The sequence below is a fragment of the Nocardia fodinahabitans genome (assembly GCF_052983615.1).
The window spans coordinates 546,222-564,171 of the sequence record NZ_JBRJJC010000001.1 but is presented as its reverse complement, the minus strand read 5'-3'; the positions used below and the strand labels follow the sequence as shown (position 1 = coordinate 564,171).

The 17,950-nt window shown below is 70.3% G+C and carries 20 protein-coding genes; 17 read left to right on the top strand and 3 right to left on the bottom strand.

Annotation, left to right across the window (positions count from 1 at the left end):
• The first annotated feature begins 71 nt into the window (after nt 1-71).
• From NV348_RS02635 to NV348_RS02625, 3 genes are all read left to right on the top strand, one after another.
• Nucleotides 72-983 (top strand): EamA family transporter, encoded by a 912-nt coding sequence (locus NV348_RS02635; protein ID WP_447145523.1) that lies wholly within the window; start codon nt 72-74, stop codon nt 981-983.
• A 115-nt stretch (nt 984-1,098) separates the two neighbouring features.
• Nucleotides 1,099-1,605, top strand: coding sequence for a VOC family protein (locus NV348_RS02630; RefSeq protein WP_447145522.1), 507 nt, complete (start codon nt 1,099-1,101; stop codon nt 1,603-1,605).
• A 29-nt stretch (nt 1,606-1,634) separates the two neighbouring features.
• Nucleotides 1,635-2,423, top strand: coding sequence for a MerR family transcriptional regulator (locus NV348_RS02625; protein ID WP_447145521.1), 789 nt, complete (start codon nt 1,635-1,637; stop codon nt 2,421-2,423).
• A 99-nt stretch (nt 2,424-2,522) separates the two neighbouring features.
• Here NV348_RS02625 and NV348_RS02620 read toward each other — a convergent pair whose 3' ends face one another.
• Entirely contained in the window at nt 2,523-2,696 is a 174-nt protein-coding gene (locus tag NV348_RS02620) for a hypothetical protein (protein ID WP_447145520.1), read from the bottom strand.
• A gap of 12 nt (nt 2,697-2,708) precedes the next feature.
• Here NV348_RS02620 and NV348_RS02615 point away from each other — a divergent pair, with 12 nt between their 5' ends.
• The 9 genes from NV348_RS02615 to pyrF all read left to right on the top strand — a co-directional run bounded on the left by NV348_RS02615 (nt 2,709) and on the right by pyrF (nt 12,407).
• Nucleotides 2,709-2,867: a hypothetical protein gene (locus NV348_RS02615; protein ID WP_447145519.1), complete on the top strand. Its 159-nt coding sequence runs from the start codon at nt 2,709-2,711 to the stop codon at nt 2,865-2,867.
• A complete protein-coding gene (locus NV348_RS02610) occupies nt 2,827-3,246 on the top strand; it encodes a hypothetical protein (protein WP_447145518.1) in 420 nt (139 codons plus the stop codon). Before NV348_RS02615 ends, NV348_RS02610 begins: the two co-directional genes overlap by 41 nt.
• Nucleotides 3,247-3,627: 381 nt before the next feature.
• Complete coding sequence (pyrR, locus tag NV348_RS02605; RefSeq protein WP_255588659.1) at nt 3,628-4,260, top strand: bifunctional pyr operon transcriptional regulator/uracil phosphoribosyltransferase PyrR; 633 nt, start codon at nt 3,628-3,630, stop codon at nt 4,258-4,260.
• Nucleotides 4,261-4,336: 76 nt separating this feature from the next.
• Nucleotides 4,337-5,293, top strand: a complete 957-nt coding sequence (locus tag NV348_RS02600; RefSeq protein ID WP_447145517.1) for an aspartate carbamoyltransferase catalytic subunit — start codon at nt 4,337-4,339, stop codon at nt 5,291-5,293.
• A complete protein-coding gene (locus NV348_RS02595) occupies nt 5,290-6,588 on the top strand; it encodes a dihydroorotase (protein ID WP_447145516.1) in 1,299 nt (432 codons plus the stop codon). The genes NV348_RS02600 and NV348_RS02595 overlap by 4 nt, the downstream gene beginning before the upstream one ends.
• Before the next feature lie 12 nt (nt 6,589-6,600).
• Entirely contained in the window at nt 6,601-7,107 is a 507-nt protein-coding gene (locus NV348_RS02590) for a PH-like domain-containing protein (RefSeq protein ID WP_447145515.1), read from the top strand.
• Nucleotides 7,104-8,219: a glutamine-hydrolyzing carbamoyl-phosphate synthase small subunit gene (gene carA, locus NV348_RS02585; protein WP_447145514.1), complete on the top strand. Its 1,116-nt coding sequence runs from the start codon at nt 7,104-7,106 to the stop codon at nt 8,217-8,219. The genes NV348_RS02590 and carA overlap by 4 nt, the downstream gene beginning before the upstream one ends.
• Nucleotides 8,219-11,581 carry a carbamoyl-phosphate synthase large subunit gene (gene carB, locus NV348_RS02580; RefSeq protein WP_447145513.1) on the top strand — a complete coding sequence of 1,121 codons (3,363 nt, stop codon included), beginning with the start codon at nt 8,219-8,221 and terminating at the stop codon, nt 11,579-11,581. Before carA ends, carB begins: the two co-directional genes overlap by 1 nt.
• Nucleotide 11,582: 1 nt before the next feature.
• The gene (gene pyrF / locus NV348_RS02575; protein WP_447145512.1) at nt 11,583-12,407 is read left to right on the top strand and encodes an orotidine-5'-phosphate decarboxylase; all 825 of its coding nucleotides are present in this window, start codon (nt 11,583-11,585) and stop codon (nt 12,405-12,407) included.
• A gap of 69 nt (nt 12,408-12,476) precedes the next feature.
• Here pyrF and NV348_RS02570 read toward each other — a convergent pair whose 3' ends face one another.
• Nucleotides 12,477-13,571, bottom strand: a complete 1,095-nt coding sequence (locus NV348_RS02570) for a serine hydrolase domain-containing protein (RefSeq protein WP_447145511.1) — start codon at nt 13,569-13,571, stop codon at nt 12,477-12,479.
• Nucleotides 13,572-13,726: 155 nt separating this feature from the next.
• Here NV348_RS02570 and NV348_RS02565 point away from each other — a divergent pair, with 155 nt between their 5' ends.
• From NV348_RS02565 to NV348_RS02555, 3 genes are all read left to right on the top strand, one after another.
• Nucleotides 13,727-14,374: a DedA family protein gene (locus NV348_RS02565; protein WP_447145510.1), complete on the top strand. Its 648-nt coding sequence runs from the start codon at nt 13,727-13,729 to the stop codon at nt 14,372-14,374.
• 151 nt (nt 14,375-14,525) lie between these two features.
• Nucleotides 14,526-15,650, top strand: coding sequence for a sensor histidine kinase (locus NV348_RS02560; RefSeq protein ID WP_447145509.1), 1,125 nt, complete (start codon nt 14,526-14,528; stop codon nt 15,648-15,650).
• Nucleotides 15,641-16,297 carry a response regulator transcription factor gene (locus NV348_RS02555; protein ID WP_447145508.1) on the top strand — a complete coding sequence of 219 codons (657 nt, stop codon included), beginning with the start codon at nt 15,641-15,643 and terminating at the stop codon, nt 16,295-16,297. The genes NV348_RS02560 and NV348_RS02555 overlap by 10 nt, the downstream gene beginning before the upstream one ends.
• A gap of 16 nt (nt 16,298-16,313) precedes the next feature.
• Here the strand turns inward: NV348_RS02555 and NV348_RS02550 are convergent, their stop codons facing one another.
• A complete protein-coding gene (locus tag NV348_RS02550; protein ID WP_447145507.1) occupies nt 16,314-16,661 on the bottom strand; it encodes a DUF6463 family protein in 348 nt (115 codons plus the stop codon).
• 30 nt (nt 16,662-16,691) lie between these two features.
• Here NV348_RS02550 and NV348_RS02545 point away from each other — a divergent pair, with 30 nt between their 5' ends.
• Nucleotides 16,692-17,282 (top strand): TetR/AcrR family transcriptional regulator, encoded by a 591-nt coding sequence (locus NV348_RS02545; protein WP_447145506.1) that lies wholly within the window; start codon nt 16,692-16,694, stop codon nt 17,280-17,282.
• A gap of 347 nt (nt 17,283-17,629) precedes the next feature.
• Nucleotides 17,630-17,950: an integration host factor, actinobacterial type gene (mihF, locus tag NV348_RS02540; RefSeq protein ID WP_043653536.1), complete on the top strand. Its 321-nt coding sequence runs from the start codon at nt 17,630-17,632 to the stop codon at nt 17,948-17,950.

Here is a 17,950-nt window from a genome sequence, read left to right as displayed (position 1 = left end):
GTGTGACAGTGGGGTCGGTCACGTCGCGGTTCCGCGTTGAAATCCGCGGTCGGCTGTGGATTACTCCTGGAGTGGATGCGATCTCGACGACCGAGCGGCCGACCCGCGCCCTGCTGCCCGGCTGGTCGGTGCCACTGGTGTTCGTCGTCGGCGCGACCTCGCAGTATCTCGGCGCGGCCCTGGGCGTGTTCCTGTTCGACACCACCGAACCGGCGACCGTGGCATGGTTGCGCGCGGCCGCGGCCGCGGTGGCGTTGCTGGCCTGGCGGCGACCGTGGCGCGGCCGGTGGACCCGGCGGGGCATCGCCGTGGCGGCGGGCTTCGGCGTCGTCACGGTGTCGATGAACATCGTGTTCTACGAGGCGATCGCGCGGATTCCGCTCGGTACCGCCGTCGCCATCGAATTCCTCGGCCCGGTGGCCGTGGCCACGCTCGGCTCGCGCCGGGCCAGGGATGTGCTCGCGGTCGTGCTGGTCACCGTCGGGGTGCTGTTGCTGGCCGGGGTGCAGTTCGACGTCGAGCCGGTCGGGGTGGCGTTCGCGGTCGCCTCGGCGGTGCTGTGGGCCGGCTACATCCTGGTCGGTAAGCGGGTCGCCGACGCGGGCGACGGCCTGGACTCGCTCGCCGTCGGCATGGCGGCCGCCGCGGTCCTGCTCGCGCCGTTCGTCCTGATTCCGCAGCTCGCGATCGACGCGTCCGTCTTCGCCGATCCCCGCACCTGGCTGCTCGGGCTCGGCGTCGGCGTGCTGTCCAGCGCGGTCCCGTACGCCCTGGACCAGGTCGTCCTGACCGCGGTCGGCCGCGCCCGCTTCGCCCTGCTGCTCGCCCTGCTCCCCGCCACCGCCGCCGTGGTCGGCGCCATCGCGCTGGCCCAGCGCCCGACCGCCCTCGAACTGACCGGCATCGCCCTGGTCATGCTGGCGCTGACGGTCAGCGCCCTACCCACCCGCCGGCCCGTCCCGGAACCACCCGCTCCGCTGTAGCCCTCCCGGCAGGAGATCTTCGCGAGGAAACGACCGCGACAGCCGTTGCGGCGACTCGCCGTGCGTGATCGATCGCATTTGACCCTGACGTAGCGTCAGGGTCGACCATGCCCGTATGAACACATCATTCCCCGCTTTCGAGATCAGCCCGGTCCCCGTTCCCGGCCCGGATGCTGTTGCGCCCGAACCGTTCCGCGGTATCTACGGCATGCCGATGTTCGTCATCGTGCCGACCGCGGATCTCGCCGCGTCGGTCGACTTCTGGGTCCGTGGGCTCGGGTTCTTCGACCTTTTCTCGGTGCCGGAGCAGCTGACCCATCTGCGCCGCTGGGCATTTCAGGACGTCCTGCTGGTGCCGGGGGAACGTCCGGCCGACGCGCCCACCACGACCGTGAGTTTCTCGTGTGTCCTCGGGGAGATCGACGGGATCGTCGCCGCGTGCGAGGCGGTGCTGCCCGGCTGCACGACCGGGCCCCGGCTCATGCCCTGGAACTCCGTCGAAGTGGAGGTCCGCACCCCGGAGAATCTTCGCGTCATCATGACGGCCGCCCAGCCGTGGGACCCGGACAGCCCGGCGGCCGCGCACCTTCGGTCGATCGGCATCGAGGCGCCTGAGCAGTGACGAGCGCCGGACACGGCACACTGGAGGCCGTGTCCGAACCGCTCACCGTCGGCGTCGCCGCGGAACTGCTCGGCGTCACGACGCGCACACTGCACCACTGGGACGCGGTCGGGCTGGTGCACCCGTCCGGCCGCACCGGCGCCGGCTATCGCCTCTACACCGCGGCCGACCTGGTCCGCGCCCAGCGGGTGGTCGTCTACCGCGAGCTGGGGGTGCCGTTGGACGAGATCGGCGCGTTGCTGGACGCGCCGGCCGCCGACGCCCTGGCCACCCTGCGCAAGCAACGCGACGCGCTGCACGCCAGATTGCGCCGGTTGCGGCGCACGACCGAGGCGATGGACCGGATGATCGAGGCCAGGGAGTCGGGCATCCGGCTCAGCCCGCAGGACCAGGTCGCGATCTTCGGCGGGGACTGGCAGCCCGCCTGGGTGGCGCAGGCCCGCGAGCGGTGGGGTGATACTCCGCAGTGGACCCAGTACGCCGAGCGCGTGGCGGACCGGTCGGCGCAGGACTGGCAGCGCATCGCCGAGGACACCGCCGCCCTGCACGCCGACCTGGCCGACGCCCTCCGCGCGGGCGTCGCGCCCGGCAGTTCCCGGGCCGACACGCTGGCCGAACGGCATCGCGCGTCGATCGCCGTCTACTTCGACTGCACGCACGCGATGCACGTCTGTCTCGGGCGCCGCTACGTCGGCGACGCGGAGTACACGGCGTTCTACGACGCCATCGAGCCCGGCCTGACCAGCTGGCTGAGCGCGATCATCGACGCCAATGCCAGCGCGCACGGCGTCGATCCGGAGACCGCCACCTGGGACTAGTCCGGCGCCGAACGAGCTGTCACAGTGATGATCCGGCGGTTACCCGGACAATGCGGCGGGCTCGGTGCGCGCGGCCCGTCGTGATCCGCTCGACGCACCTCACCCCGTGAAGCCGAATACCAGCGCGGCGACCACCAGCGTGGCGAGCGCACCGGGACCGATCGCCACGGTGAGCACGAGAAACGAACCGGTGCTGAGGTTTCCGGCCGCGATGGCTACCGGGCGCACCGACGCCACGACGCGCCGACGAGCAGCCCGACCCCGGGCGCTCACCCCGAGGCCTCGATGACCGAGGTCGCGGCGACCCACGCCGACGCGCTCGATGTCGAGGTCCGGGCATTGTGGGTGCGTCGAGCGGTGCTGCGCGCGGTGGCCACCCGGGAACCCACCACTCCGGAGATGGATGGAACTCGCGGAGCTGTTGCACGACAACGACTTCCGTGACGCGGTCCGGGAGATGGCCGAGTATCGGGCCAGGGAGCGCGCCGCGGGCGACACCACCGGTCTGCACCACGAGCTGACCGAGGTGGCGCGGGCGGAGGTCGCTGCGGCCGTCGCCGCGGGTGTGGTTCCCGGCAGCGCGGCGGCGGCGCGGGTGCTCGACGCGCTCACCGCCCGCTACGCGAGCACGTTCGAACGCCCCGACGACCCGGCGCTGCGCCGATGGATCCGCGAGGTCGCGGATGATCCACGCGTGCACCGTTATCGGCGGTTGCTCGCCATCGTCAACGGCTGGCCCGAACAACCGGACCCGACCCCGGTGTTCACCTGGTTCGCGCAGGCCCTGCGGGCGGCCACGCCTGACCCCGCTCTCCGGCCGTGACCCGGCGCCACGGTCGGCGAGCAGTTCAGCCCCGCGTCGTAGAGTTGTCGACCTCGTGGATCGTGATGGTGGGCTCCGTGCTCATGCCGACCTCCTGATTCAGCGGCGGGAAGTGGACGGCGATGTCGCATCGGTCGACTCGTGAATACCGTCACGTGCGCTCGCGGCCGAGCGGCCGGGCCGGGAGGTGAAACCGCAGCGCTCACACAGGTTTCGGTTCGGGTGTGATCGGTGACGCACATCCCGGGGCGGTGTGGGGCTTCGTGGCCGCGCTCACAGGTGGGCCTACCTGGTCAAAGGCCGGTCGGGACGCTGATAGGGTGGAGCGCGAGTAAGGCATCCTTTAACGGACCGTCCGGTGAGGCGGGGAAGGAGGTCGGCATGGCTGTGCCCGAACGGGCGGCCAAAACCGGCGCGGGCGAAACATCGCAGCGGCACACTCCCGAGTGGGTGGCAGCCGGCCGCGAGCTGTTGTCGCCATCGGACGTGAACCGGACCGTCGCGCGCATCGCGCATCAGATCATCGAGAAGACCGCCCTGGATTCCGGCGACGCCGACGCACCGCGGGTGGTTCTCATGGGCATCCCGACTCGCGGCACCACGCTGGCCAACCGGCTCGCCGCCAAGATCGAGGAATTCTCCGGCGTGCGGCCCGCGCTGGGCTCGCTCGACATCACCCTCTACCGCGACGACCTGCGCAGCCGTCCGCACCGTCCGCTCGAGCGGACCTCGGTGCCCGACGGCGGCATCGAGAACGCCCTCGTCGTCCTCGTCGACGACGTGCTGTTCTCCGGTCGCACCGTCCGCTCGGCCCTCGACGGCCTGCGCGACCTCGGCCGCCCCCGCGCGGTCCAGCTCGCGGTGCTGATCGACCGCGGCCACCGCGAACTGCCGATCCGTGCCGACTACGTGGGCAAGAACGTGCCGACCTCGCGCGCCGAGGACATCTCGGTCCTGCTGACCGAACACGACGGACACGACGGTGTGTATCTGCACCAGGAGGCGCAGGCATGAGGGCGCGCAGCGACCGAACAGTGAACACAGCCATCCGATGGTTCACGTCGGAGCCGAGCGCCGGCGAGGTGGCGGCGTGAAGCATCTGCTGACGGTCGCCGACCTCGATCGGGGCACCGCCACCGAACTCCTCGACGAAGCCGAGCGCTTCGAACAGGCCCTGCTCGGCCGCGAGGTGAAGAAGCTCCCGACGCTGCGCGGGCGCACCGTGATGACGGTGTTCTACGAGAACTCGACCCGCACCCGGGTGTCGTTCGAGGTCGCGGGCAAGTGGATGAGCGCCGACGTGATCAACGTGAGCGCGTCCAGCTCCTCGGTCTCCAAGGGCGAATCGCTGCGCGACACCGCGCTCACCCTGCACGCGGCGGGCGCCGACGCGCTGATCGTGCGGCACCCGGCCTCCGGTGCCGCGCACCAGATCGCGCGCTGGATGGAGCAGTGGGCGCGCGAGGAGAACCGCGTCGCGCCCTCGATCATCAACGCCGGTGACGGCACCCACCAGCACCCCACCCAGGCGCTGCTCGACGCGCTGACCCTGCGCCAGCGCCTCGGCGACATCGAGGGCAAGCGGATCGTGCTGGTCGGCGACATCCTGCACAGCCGGGTTGCCCGCTCGAATGTGGTGCTGCTGAACACCCTCGGCGCCGAAGTCGTGCTGGTCGCCCCGCGCACCCTGCTGCCGGTCGGCGTGGAGTCCTGGCCGTGCCGGGTCGCCACCTCACTCGACGCCGAACTGCCCGGCGCCGACGCGGTCATGATGCTGCGGGTGCAGGCCGAGCGGATGAACGGCGGCTTCTTCCCGTCGGCCCGCGAGTACTCGATCAACTACGGACTGTCCGAGCGCAGGCTCGGCCTGCTCGGCGACGACGCGGTGGTGCTGCACCCCGGTCCGATGCTGCGCGGCATGGAGATCGCCTCGGCGGTCGCCGACTCGCCGAAAGCGGCGGTCCTGCAACAGGTGACGAACGGAGTGCACATGCGAATGGCCGTGTTGTTCCGGCTGCTCGTCGGCACCCAGGAGGAAGTGGCGTGAGTGAGCTGCTGATCAAGAACGTCCGGCCCTATGGCGAGGGCGAGCCGGTCGACGTGCTGGTGCGCGACGCCGTCATCGCCGAGATCGGCACGGGCATCGAGGCTCCGGCGGGCGCGGAGGTGATCGACGGCGAGGGCCAGATCCTGCTGCCCGGCTTCGTCGACCTGCACACCCACCTGCGCGAGCCCGGCCGCGAAGACACCGAGACGATCGAAACCGGTTCGGCCGCAGCCGCGCTGGGTGGCTACACCGCGGTCTTCGCGATGGCCAACACCAGCCCGGTCGCCGACTCGCACGTCATCACCGATCACGTGTGGCGGCGCGGCCAGGAGGTCGGCCTGGTCGACGTGTTCCCGGTCGGCGCGGTCACCGTCGGGCTCGAGGGCAAGCAGCTCGCCGAGATGGGGACCATGGCCGCGGGTGTCGGCCAGGTGCGGATGTTCTCCGACGACGGTCACTGCGTCTACGACCCGCTGATCATGCGCCGCGCGCTGGAGTACGCGAACTCGCTGGGCGTGCTCATCGCCCAGCACGCGGAGGAGCCGCGGCTGACCGAGGGCGCCGTCGCGCACGAGGGCCCCAACGCCGCGCGCCTCGGCCTGGCCGGCTGGCCGCGCGCCGCCGAGGAGTCGATCGTCGCGCGCGATGCGCTGCTGGCCCGCGATGCCGGCGCCCGCGTGCACATCTGCCACGCCTCCACGGCGGGCACCGTCGAACTGGTGAAATGGGCCAAGTCCCAGGGCATCTCGATCACCGCCGAGGTCACCCCGCATCACCTGCTGCTCGACGACTCGCGCCTGGAGACCTACGACGCGGTCAACAAGGTGAACCCGCCGCTGCGCGAGTCCGCCGACGTCGCCGCCCTGCGCCAGGCGCTGGCCGAGGGTGTCATCGACTGTGTCGCCACCGACCACGCCCCGCACGCCGAGCAGGACAAGTGCTGCGAGTTCGCGGCCGCCCGCCCCGGCATGCTCGGGCTCGAGACCGCGCTGTCGATCATCGTGCAGACGATGGTGCAGCCCGGTCTGCTCGACTGGCGCGGGGTCGCGCGGGTGATGAGCGAGAAGCCCGCCGCGATCGTCGGCCTCGACGACCACGGCCGCCCGATCGCCGTCGGTGAACCGGCCAACCTCACGCTGATCGACCCCGACGCCGAGTGGACGGTGCGCGGCGCCGAACTGGCGAGCATCTCGAACAACACCCCGTTCGAGGACATGACGTTCCCGGCCCAGGTGTCAGCCACCGTGCTGCGCGGCCGGGTAACTGCCCGCGAGGGCAAGGCGGCCGGGATCTAGGAGGCCAGGAACGTGGAAAGAATTCTGTGGGTACTGGGGTGTCTGGTCTTCTTCCTGGCGTGCCTGTGGCTGATGTACCGGGCCTGGCAGAAGAAGGCCGCGCGCCAGCAGGCGCGCATCGGCGAGCTGCCGACGGTGCCCGCCGAGCTCGGCGCGCAACTACTGGAACCGACCACCGGCCTCTACCTGGGCAGCACCATCGCGCCCAGCTGGCAGGACCGGATCGCGGTCGGTGACCTGGGATTCCGGGCGACCGCCGAACTGACGCGGTTCGAACGCGGAATCCTGCTCGAACGCGACGGGGCGACGCCGATCTGGATTCCGCAGGAATCCGTGGCGGCCGTGCGCACCGAACGCGGACACGCGGGCAAAGTGATGACAGAGAATGGTGTGCTGGTAATTCGCTGGACACTGCCGACCGGAACCGAGATCGATACCGGATTCCGGGGCGACGACAAGACGGTGTACCCGGCATGGACAGCGGACGTGACCAGGGCGAGGACGGGAGACGACGAATGACGAAGACTAAGGCAGCCCTCGTGCTGGAGGACGGCCGCGTGTTCCGCGGTACCGCCTTCGGCGCGGAGGGTCAGACCCTGGGCGAGGCGGTGTTCTGCACCGCGATGACCGGCTACCAGGAGACCCTGACCGACCCCAGCTACGACCGCCAGATCGTGGTGGCCACCGCCCCGCAGATCGGCAATACCGGCTGGAACGACGAGGACGACGAGTCCGGCAAGATCTGGGTCGCCGGCTACGCCGTGCGCGACCCCTCGCCGATCTCCTCCAACTGGCGCGCCACCGGCACGCTGCAGGACCAGCTCGACAAGCAGAACGTGGTCGGCATCGCCGGCATCGACACCCGCGCGGTCGTGCGCCACCTGCGCACCCGCGGGTCGATGAAGGCCGGCATCTTCTCCGGTGCCGCCCTCGCCGCCGACGACGAGCTGCTGGCCCGGGTCAACGGGCAGCCCTCCATGCTCGGCGCGGATCTGGCCGACGAGGTCAGCACCGACGGCATGTACACGATCGAGCCGGTGGGTGACCACCGCTTCACCGTCGTCGCGGTGGACCTGGGCATCAAGACCAACACCCCGCGCATGTTCGCCGAGCGCGGCGTGCGCACGCACGTGGTGCCGTCGAGCACCTCCCTCGACGACATCCTGGCGCTGAACCCCCACGGTGTCTTCCTCTCGAACGGCCCCGGCGACCCGGCCACCCAGACCGGCGCGATCGCGCTGACCCAGGGTGTGCTCGAGCGCGGGATCCCGCTGTTCGGCATCTGCTTCGGCAACCAGATCCTGGGCCGGGCGCTGGGCCGTGACACCTACAAGATGAAGTTCGGCCACCGCGGCATCAACATCCCGGTGGTCGAAGCGGGCACCGGCCGTATCTCCATCACCGCGCAGAACCACGGCTTCGCCCTCGAGGGCGAGAAGGGCGAGGTGTTCGACACCCCCTTCGGCAAGGCCGAGGTCTCCCACATCTGCGCCAACGACGGCACCGTCGAGGGTGTGCGACTGATCGACGGTCGCGCCTTCTCGGTGCAGTACCACCCCGAGGCCGCCGCAGGCCCGCACGACGCCGCATACCTGTTCGACCGTTTCGCCGGTCTCATGGAAGGAGCCTGATGCCTCGCCGCGAGGATCTGAAGCACATCCTGGTGATCGGCTCTGGCCCGATCGTGATCGGCCAGGCGTGCGAATTCGACTACTCGGGTACCCAGGCGTGCCGGGTGCTGCGGTCCGAAGGACTGCGCGTATCGCTGGTGAACTCCAACCCGGCGACCATCATGACCGACCCCGAATTCGCCGACTCCACCTACGTGGAGCCGATCACCCCCGAATTCGTCGAGAAGGTCATCGAGAAGGAGCGTCCCGACGCCATTCTCGCCACCCTGGGCGGCCAGACCGCCCTCAACACCGCGGTCGCGCTGCACGAGCGCGGGGTGCTGGAGAAGTACAACGTCGAGCTGATCGGCGCCGACTTCGACGCCATCCAGCGCGGTGAGGACCGGCAGAAGTTCAAGGACATCGTCGCCAAGGTCGGCGGCGAAAGCGCCCGCAGCCGGGTCTGTTACACCATGGACGAGGTCCGCGAGACCGTCGCCGAACTCGGTTTCCCGGTCGTCGTGCGCCCGTCGTTCACCATGGGTGGCCTCGGTTCGGGCATGGCCTACAACGACGAGGACCTCGACCGCATCGCCGGTGGCGGCCTGGCCGCCTCGCCGACCGCGAACGTCCTGATCGAGGAGTCCATCCTCGGCTGGAAGGAATTCGAGCTCGAGCTCATGCGCGACGGCCGCGACAACGTGGTCATCGTCTGCTCGATCGAGAACGTCGACCCGATGGGCGTGCACACCGGTGACTCGGTCACCGTCGCCCCGGCCATGACGCTCACCGACCGCGAGTACCAGAAGATGCGCGATCTCGGCATCGCCATCCTGCGTGAGGTCGGCGTCGACACCGGCGGCTGCAACATCCAGTTCGCGGTCGACCCGAAGGACGGTCGCCTGATCGTCATCGAGATGAACCCGCGCGTCTCGCGCTCCTCGGCGCTGGCGTCGAAGGCCACCGGCTTCCCGATCGCCAAGATCGCCGCCAAGCTGGCCATCGGCTACACCCTCGACGAGATCGTCAACGACATCACCGGCGAGACCCCGGCCTGCTTCGAGCCGACCCTGGACTACGTCGTCGTGAAGGCGCCGCGGTTCGCGTTCGAGAAGTTCCCCGGCGCCGACGCCACGCTGACCACCACCATGAAGTCGGTGGGCGAGGCGATGTCGATGGGCCGCAACTTCTCCGAGGCGCTCGGCAAGGTGCTGCGCTCGCTCGAGACCAAGGCCGCCAGCTTCTGGACCCTCGAGGACGGGCAGTGGGCGCCGCAGGACCCCAGCGATCCGGCGTCGGTGCGCGAAGCCATCGAGGCCATCCTCGCCGACCTGCGCGTGCCCACCGAAGGCCGGATCTACCAGGTCGAGCGGGCCCTGCGCTACGGCGCGAGCATTGAGGAGACCGCGCTGGCCTCCGGCGTGGACCCGTGGTTCGTGGCCGAGGTCGCCGGCCTGGTCGCGCTGCGCCAGGAAGTGCTCGACGCGCCGGTCCTGGACGAGGACCTGCTGCGCCGCGCCAAGCACTACGGCCTGTCCGACCGCCAGCTCGCCGCCCTGCGGCCCGAGCTCGCGGGCGAGTCGGGCGTGCGCTCGCTGCGCCACCGTCTGGGCGTGCGGCCGGTCTACAAGACCGTCGACACCTGTGCCGCCGAGTTCGAGGCCAAGACGCCGTACCACTACAGCTCCTACGAGCTGGATCCCGGCGCGGAGTCCGAGGTCGCGCCGCAGCGTGAGCGCGACAAGGTGATCATCCTGGGCTCGGGCCCCAACCGCATCGGTCAGGGCATCGAGTTCGACTACTCGTGCGTGCACGCCGCCCAGACCCTCTCGGCCGCGGGCTACGAGACCGTCATGGTCAACTGCAACCCCGAGACCGTCTCCACCGACTACGACACCGCCGATCGCCTCTACTTCGAGCCGTTGACCTTCGAGGACGTCCTCGAGGTGTACCACGCCGAAACCGAGTCGGGCACCGTCGCCGGTGTGATCGTGCAGCTCGGCGGCCAGACCCCGCTGAGCCTGGCGCAGCGGCTCACCGACGCCGGCGTGCCGGTCGTCGGTACCTCCGCGGCCGCGATCGACCTGGCCGAGGACCGCGGCGAGTTCGGTGACGTGCTCGTCGCCGCCGGCCTGCCCGCGCCCAAATACGGCACCGCCACCACGGTCGAGCAGGCCAAGAAGATCGCCACCGAGATCGGCTACCCGGTGCTGGTGCGCCCGTCCTACGTGCTGGGCGGTCGCGGCATGGAGATCGTCTACGACGAGACCTCGCTCGAGGGCTACATCTCCCGCGCCACCGAGCTCAACCCCGAGCACCCGGTGCTGGTCGACCGCTTCCTGGAAGACGCCATCGAGATCGACGTCGACGCCCTGTGCGACGGCGAGGAGGTCTACCTCGGCGGCGTCATGGAGCACATCGAGGAAGCCGGAATCCACTCCGGTGACTCCGCCTGCGCGCTACCCCCGATCACCCTGGGCCGCAGCGACATCGAGGCCGTGCGCCGCTCCACCATCGCGCTGGCCAAGGGCATCGGCGTGAAGGGCCTGCTCAACGTGCAGTACGCCCTCAAGGACGACATCCTCTACGTGCTCGAGGCCAACCCGCGCGCGAGCCGCACGGTGCCGTTCGTCTCCAAGGCGACCGCGGTGCCGCTGGCCAAGGCCTGCGCGCGCGTCATGCTCGGCGCCTCCATCGCGGACCTGCGCAAGGAAGGCATGCTGCCGCCCGAGGGCGACGGCGGCCACGTGCCGCTGGACGCGCCGGTCGCGGTGAAGGAGGCCGTGCTGCCGTTCCACCGGTTCCGTCGCGCCGACGGTTCCGGCGTGGACTCGCTGCTCTCCCCGGAGATGAAGTCCACCGGCGAGGTCATGGGCATCGACGCCGACTTCGGTACCGCCTTCGCCAAGAGCCAGGCCGCCGCCTACGGCTCGCTGCCGACCGAGGGCACCGTGTTCGTCTCCGTCGCCAACCGCGACAAGCGCGCCATGGTGTTCCCGATCAAGCGCCTGCACGACCTGGGCTTCCGCATCCTCGCCACCGAGGGCACCGCGGAAACGCTGCGCCGCAACGGCATTCCGTGCGAGCAGGTGCGCAAGCACTCCGACCCGGAAGCCACCGATCCGGCCACCGGGATGCCGGAGGCCTCGATCGTCGAGCAGATCCGCGACGGCGAGATCGACATCGTGTTCAACACCCCCTACGGCAACTCGGGCCCCCGTGTGGACGGCTACGAGATCCGCACCGCCGCGGTGGGCGCGAACATCCCGTGCATCACCACCGTGCAGGGCGCGGCGGCGGCGGTGCAGGGCATCGAGGCGAGCATCAACGGCGGCATCGGCGTGCGCTCGCTGCAGCAGCTGCACTCGGTGCTGCGGGGCTGACATGCACAGCTTCGGTTACCGGTTGCAGCACGCGATGCGGGAATTCGGCCCGCTCTGCGTCGGCATCGACCCCCACCCCGGCCTGCTCCGGGCGTGGGGGCTCACCGAAGACGTCGACGGGCTCGAGGCGTTCGCCGAGATCTGCGTCGAAGCCTTCGACGGCCGCGTCGCCCTGGTCAAGCCGCAGGTCGCGTTCTTCGAGACCTACGGTTCCGGCGGTCTCGCGGTGCTCGAGCGCACCATCGAGGTGCTGCGCGCCTCGGGCACCCTGGTGCTGGCCGACGCCAAGCGGGGCGACATCGGCTCCACCATGGATGCCTACGCGCACGCCTGGCTCGGTGACGGCCCGCTGGGCTCCGACGCCGTGACGGTCTCGCCGTATCTCGGTTTCGGGTCCCTGGACCCGGCGCTGAGCCTGGCGCACGCCAACCACCGCGGCGTGTTCGTGCTCGCGGCGACGTCGAATCCCGAAGGGGCGCAGCTGCAGCGGATCACCGCCGCGGACGGCCGCACGATCGCCCAGACCATGGTCGACGAGGCGGCGGCGCGTAACGCGGGCCCCGGCTTCGGCTCCGTCGGCGTGGTCGTCGGCGCGACGCTCACCGAAGCGCCGGACCTGTCGGCCCTCAACGGCCCGATCCTGATGCCCGGTGTCGGCGCGCAGGGCGGGGGAGCGGACTCCATCCGCGCCCTGGTCCCCGCGGCGAACCTGGCGGCCGTGGTGCCCAATGTGTCGCGCGAAGTTCTCAACGCGGGCCCGTCGGTGACGGCGCTGTGCGACAAGATGACTCAGCTGCAAGAGGAGTTCGCCTTCCTGCAGGCGTGACGACAACGATGGGCCGGGGTGGCGACAGGCTGCCCCGGCCTCGTCGTTTCCACCGGTCTCGTCCCACGGTCAGGCGAGGCAGTAGGTCGCTGTGACCGTCGCGAACAGCGACAACGCGTCCGACGACGCCGCCGAGCCGAGGACCATCGTCAGCGAGCGGCCATCAGTCGACCTGAACGCGTACGAGACGTATCCGAGCAGCTCACCGCCGTGCCCCCACAGCTCGTCACCACACGGCGGAGCGAAACGCTGCAGGCCCAGACCGTAGTGGAAGCCCATGCCCATCGGGACGGTCTCGCGCATCCGGTCCAGCGAGGCGGGGCTGATCAGCCGCCCGCTCAGCAAGGCGGCGAAGAACGCGTCGAGATCGGCGGTGGTGGAGATCATTTCGCCCGCGGCCCAGTCCAGCGACGGGTTCATCTCGGTCACGTCCACGCGGCCCGCGCCGTCGATGTCGCGATGTGCGGTGAGGGCGGGTGCGGGGAGGCGGGGGTCGTCGCCGGGCACGGTGGTGGCGGTCAACCGCAGGGGAGTGAGAACGCGGTTGCGGATCTCGTCGCCGTAGCGGTGGCCTGTCACGTGCTCGATGAGCAGGCCGAGCGCGATGTAGTTGGTGTTCGAGTACCGGAAGCGGGCGCCCGGCGCGAAATACGGGTCGTGGCGCACCGCGGTGGCGAGCAGATCGCGGGGCGCGTGACTGCGAAATCGATCGTCGCCGCGCCACCGGTTCGTCGACATGCCGGGCTCCTTCATGTAGTCGTAGAGCCCGCTGGTGTGATTCATCAACTGCCGCACCGTGATCCGGTCCCCGTCGGGAATCGGGTCGGGTAGCTGTGCTGCGATCGAACCATCCAGGTCGACCTTGCCTTCGTCGACCAGTTGCAGCACCACGGTGGCGACGAAGGTCTTGGTGATGCTGCCGATCCGGAACCTGCTGTGCGGGTCGGGCGCGGACTGCCCGGTGCCGCCGTACTGCCACTCCCGCTGCCGTTCCCCCTCGGAGATCCGAAGCACGACGTCGGTATCGGTCCACCGCGCCGCGGCCTCGACCGTGTCCCCGACCACCCGCCAACGCGCCGTCACGAGGACGGTGGCGGCCACCAGCACGGCCGTCAGCACGGTGCCCAGAACGACCACAGAGGCACGAAACAGTTTCTGTCGCATAGGGTTCGACGCTAGGCGCGCTCCGTGCCGCCAACGAGGGTGCAGGCCCCGCGACCTAGGTGCGGAAAACCCCACCTCTCGACTGCGGTCGCACCCCGCCGACCGGATGGTTGGCGCTACTGATCGCCGAGCGCCGGGTTCCTAGCGTCGAAAGCATGCAAACGACAGGCACTTCGACCGAACTCACCGGGATCGCGGGATGGGCGGTCCAGTTGATGGAACAGCTCGGCGGACTCGGCGCCGGCATCGCCATCGCACTCGAGAACCTCTTCCCACCGCTGCCCAGCGAGGTGATCCTGCCGCTGGCGGGGTTCACGGCGAGCCGCGGCCGGTTCGGCCTCGCCGAGGTGCTGCTGTGGACGACGCTCGGTTCGGTCCTCGGGGCGCTGGCCCTCTACGGCCTCGGTGCCGCCCTGGGCCGCGACCGGCTGCGCCGCATCGTCGACCGGCTGCCCCTGGTGCGCCTGTCCGACCTGGACCGCACCGAGGACTGGTTCGCCCGCCACGGCGACAAGGCGGTGTTCTTCGGCCGGATGATCCCGATCTTCCGCAGCCTGATCTCGATCCCGGCCGGGGTCGAGCGGATGCCGATGGGGCGCTTCACCGTGCTGACCACCGCGGGCAGTCTGCTGTGGAACGCGGTCTTCGTGTTCGCGGGGTACTTTCTCGGAGAGAATTGGCACGTCGTGGAGACCTACGCCGGTGTGCTGCAGAAACTGGTGATCGCCGCGGTGCTCGTGGCCACGACGTGGTTCCTGGTCGGCCGCCTTCGTCACCGACGCGCCCGGATCGACGTCCGATGACGACGGCTATCGCACCGCCCATGTCGGAGCGCCGGGATCGGTACTCCGCCAGGCGGCGGGTCGAGACTGTCATGTCCTCGCCGTTCGCCCCGTACGGTGCTGTGACCGCGCGGCGGTCGTCGATGTGGCTAGGACACGGGAGGATCGGGTGATGGGTTCTTCTCCGGCGCGATCATCGCGCGGTGCCGCGGCGGTCGCGGGGTATCTGCTCGGCGTCGTCACCGCGCCGCTCGACCTGCTCGGTGTGCTGGCCGCGCCGGTCGCGATGCCCGTCACCGACCGGATCGTGGCGGTCGAGCGGTGGCGGGTGACGCGCCTGCTCGGGGTTCGCGCGAACGCCGCTCCCCGGGGTGCGCGGGCAGCCGGATACCTGGCGGTCCGCGCGGTGATCGGGTCGGTCGGGGCGGTGGTGCTCGCGCTGTGTGCTGCGGGCGTCGTGGTCGCGGCGGCCCTGGTGTACGGGGCGAGCACCGGCGCCGCGGTGCCGATCGTCGACGCCACCGCACCGGGGCAGATCACCTGGACGACGGTGGCGGTGGTCGTGCTGCCCGGCGCGGTGCTGTGCTTTCTCGGGGTGCAGGGGCTGGTCGGAGTGGTGCGGGCCGAGGCGTGGGCGCTACGGCGCAGCGTGCGGCCGGGCTCGGGCGAGCTGGCCCAGCGAGTGGCGCAGCTGACCACGACCCGGGCCGAGGTGGTCGACATCATCGACGACGAGCGCCGCCGCATCGAACGCGACCTGCACGACGGCGTGCAGCAGCGCGTCGTCGCCCTGTCCATCCTGCTCGGGCGGGTGGAGCGCGAATCCGACGGCGCCGCCAGGGCCGAGCTGCAGCGGCGCGCGATCACCGAGACCGGCCACATCCTCGACGAATTGCGCGAGGTGTCGTGGCGCATCTACCCGGCGATGCTCGCCCGCGACGGACTCCACGCCGCGCTCGAGGCCCTGGTCGATCGGACCCCGCTGCCGACCCGGCTCGACTACGCGCTCACCGAGCGTGCCCCGCACCGGGTCGAATCGGCCTGCTACTTCGCCACCAGCGAGGCGATCACCAACGCCATCAAACACTCCGGGGCCGCGGCCGTCGCGGTCGGCGTCGAGCGCGACGGGCCGGTCGTGCGCCTGCGGGTGCGCGACGACGGCATCGGTGGCGCCGACCCCACCGGCCACGGGCTCGCGGGGATGGCCACCCGGGTCACCGCGATGGACGGCACGATGAGGGTGGACAGCCCGCCGGGCGGCCCGACGACCATCACCGTGGAGGTTCCGTGCGAATAACCCTGGCCGAGGATTCCGCGCTCCTGCGCGAGAGCCTGGCCCAGCTGCTGACCGCCGAGGGCCACGAGATCGTGGACTCCGTCGGCACCTCGACCGAGCTGCTCGCCGCCGTGCGGGTCCGGCCGCCCGACCTGGTCATCGCCGATGTCCGGATGCCTCCCGATCACGTCGACGAGGGCATCAGAGCGGCACTGGAGATCCGCCGGGACCAGCCGGGGATCGCGGTCCTGGTGCTCTCGCAGTACGTCGAGCGCAGGCACGCCGCGGAATTCCTGACCGGCACCGGCGGCATCGGCTACCTGCTCAAGGACCGGGTCGCCGCGATCGGCGCGTTCCTGGACGCGGTCGAGCGGGTCGGCGCGGGCGGCACCGCCTTCGATCCGGAGGTGGTGCGTCAGTTGCTGCTGCGCAATCGCGCTGATGCGCCGCTACACCGGCTGACCGAGCGTGAGCGCGCGGTGCTCGAGCTCATGGCGCAGGGCCTGAGCAATGCCGCGATCTGTCAGCAGCTGTTCGTCACCCGCAGCGCCGTCGAGAAGCACATCAACGCGATCTTCACCAAGCTGGACCTCCCCGCGGGCGAAGCGCACAACCGGCGCGTTCTCGCGATCCTGCAGCACTTGCGCGCGGGTGCGGTCGACGCCTAGCCGGTCGTCGTCGCGGTCAGGCCTGCGCCGCGGCGGGAGCCCGGCCGCGCCACCAGCCCAGCGCGCCGACGCCGAGCGGCACCAGCATGGTGAGGAACCCCGACAGCGGCATGTACACCAGTCCGGCGACGGTCGTCACGGCGAGGGCGAGAAGGACCGGCCCCGGAACGACACCGCGAGCGCGCTCCAGCTCGATCATGGCCAGGCCGAGCCCGATGCCGACGACACCGAACAGGGTGAACCAGAACGACAGCTCGGTGTCCTGATCACCGGCCGCGAGCAGGACGACACCCATGATCGTATGCACGGTCGCGATGAACACCAACGAGGCTCCGGCCAGCGGAAATCTAGTTCTTGAATTCATATTCATAAACTGTGCCACTAGGCTGAGCCGGTGGCAAGACCCCGTCTCTTCACCGACGACCAGGTGCTCGACGCGGCACGTGACCTGCTGGTCGATCCGGCGATCACCCGGCCCGCCATCACCGCGATCGGCAAGGCCGCCGGCGTGCACACGGGGTCGATCTATGTGCGATTCGCCTCACGTGACGAACTGCTCGCCCGGCTCTGGCTGCGCTCGATCCGGCGCTTCCACGAGGGCCTGCTCGACGCGCTCGCCGGGCCGTCGCCGCTGCTGGCCGCGGCGACCTACCTGCCCCGGTACTGCCGCGAGCACCCGACCGAGGCCAGGGCGATGAAGATGTTCCATCGCGACGAACTGCTCGCGGTCGGTCCCGACGAGTTGCGGCACGAGATCGCCACGGTCAACGACGCCATGAACGCCGCCCTGCTGGCCGCGGTGGTCACCGAATTCGGCACCGCCGACACCGAGACCACCGCCGTCGCGGAGGCCGCGGTGAAGGCGATTCCGTACGGCCTGGTGCGTGACTACATCGCCCGCGCGGCGCCGATTCCGGCGTGGATCGACGAGGTCGCCGCGACCGCCACCGGCGCGGTTCTGGATCGTTTCCGTTCCCGATCTTGACGACACGCTGTACGAAATCCTGCGACACGCGGGGATTTTCCGGAAACCCGCTGGTCGCGCGCCAGCGGGTTTGCGGGGCCGGTTACCGCCACGGGCGCAACCGAATGGCTAACATCGCCCAAATCGGTATAACCGCAGGTGGGGGTGTATTTTCTGAATTCGGCGGTACGATCGGGGCGGAAGAATCGCCGGTCACCGCATCGGGCCCGCGCGCCCCATACGGCATGCGTAATCCGGCCCTGACCTGGGGGTCGGGTTCGCAATCGGCGGGCGTCGTGGGTACGGTCGCACAGACCGTCCGGGTAACCGGCGGTAGATCTAGCAATGAACGATGAGACGGAGGAACCGTGGCCCTTCCCCAGCTGACTGACGAGCAGCGCGCCGCTGCTTTGGAGAAGGCGGCTGCCGCTCGCCGTGCTCGGGCGGAGCTCAAGGAGCGCCTGAAGCGTGGCGGTACCAACCTGAAGCAGGTCCTCACCGACGCCGAATCCGATGAGATTCTCGGCAAGATGAAGGTCTCTGCGCTGCTCGAGGCTCTGCCGAAGGTGGGCAAGGTCAAGGCTGCCGAGATCATGACCGAGCTGGAGATCGCCCCTACCCGGCGGCTCCGTGGCCTGGGCGACCGTCAGCGCAAGGCGCTGCTGGCTCGCTTCGACTTCGACGCCTGA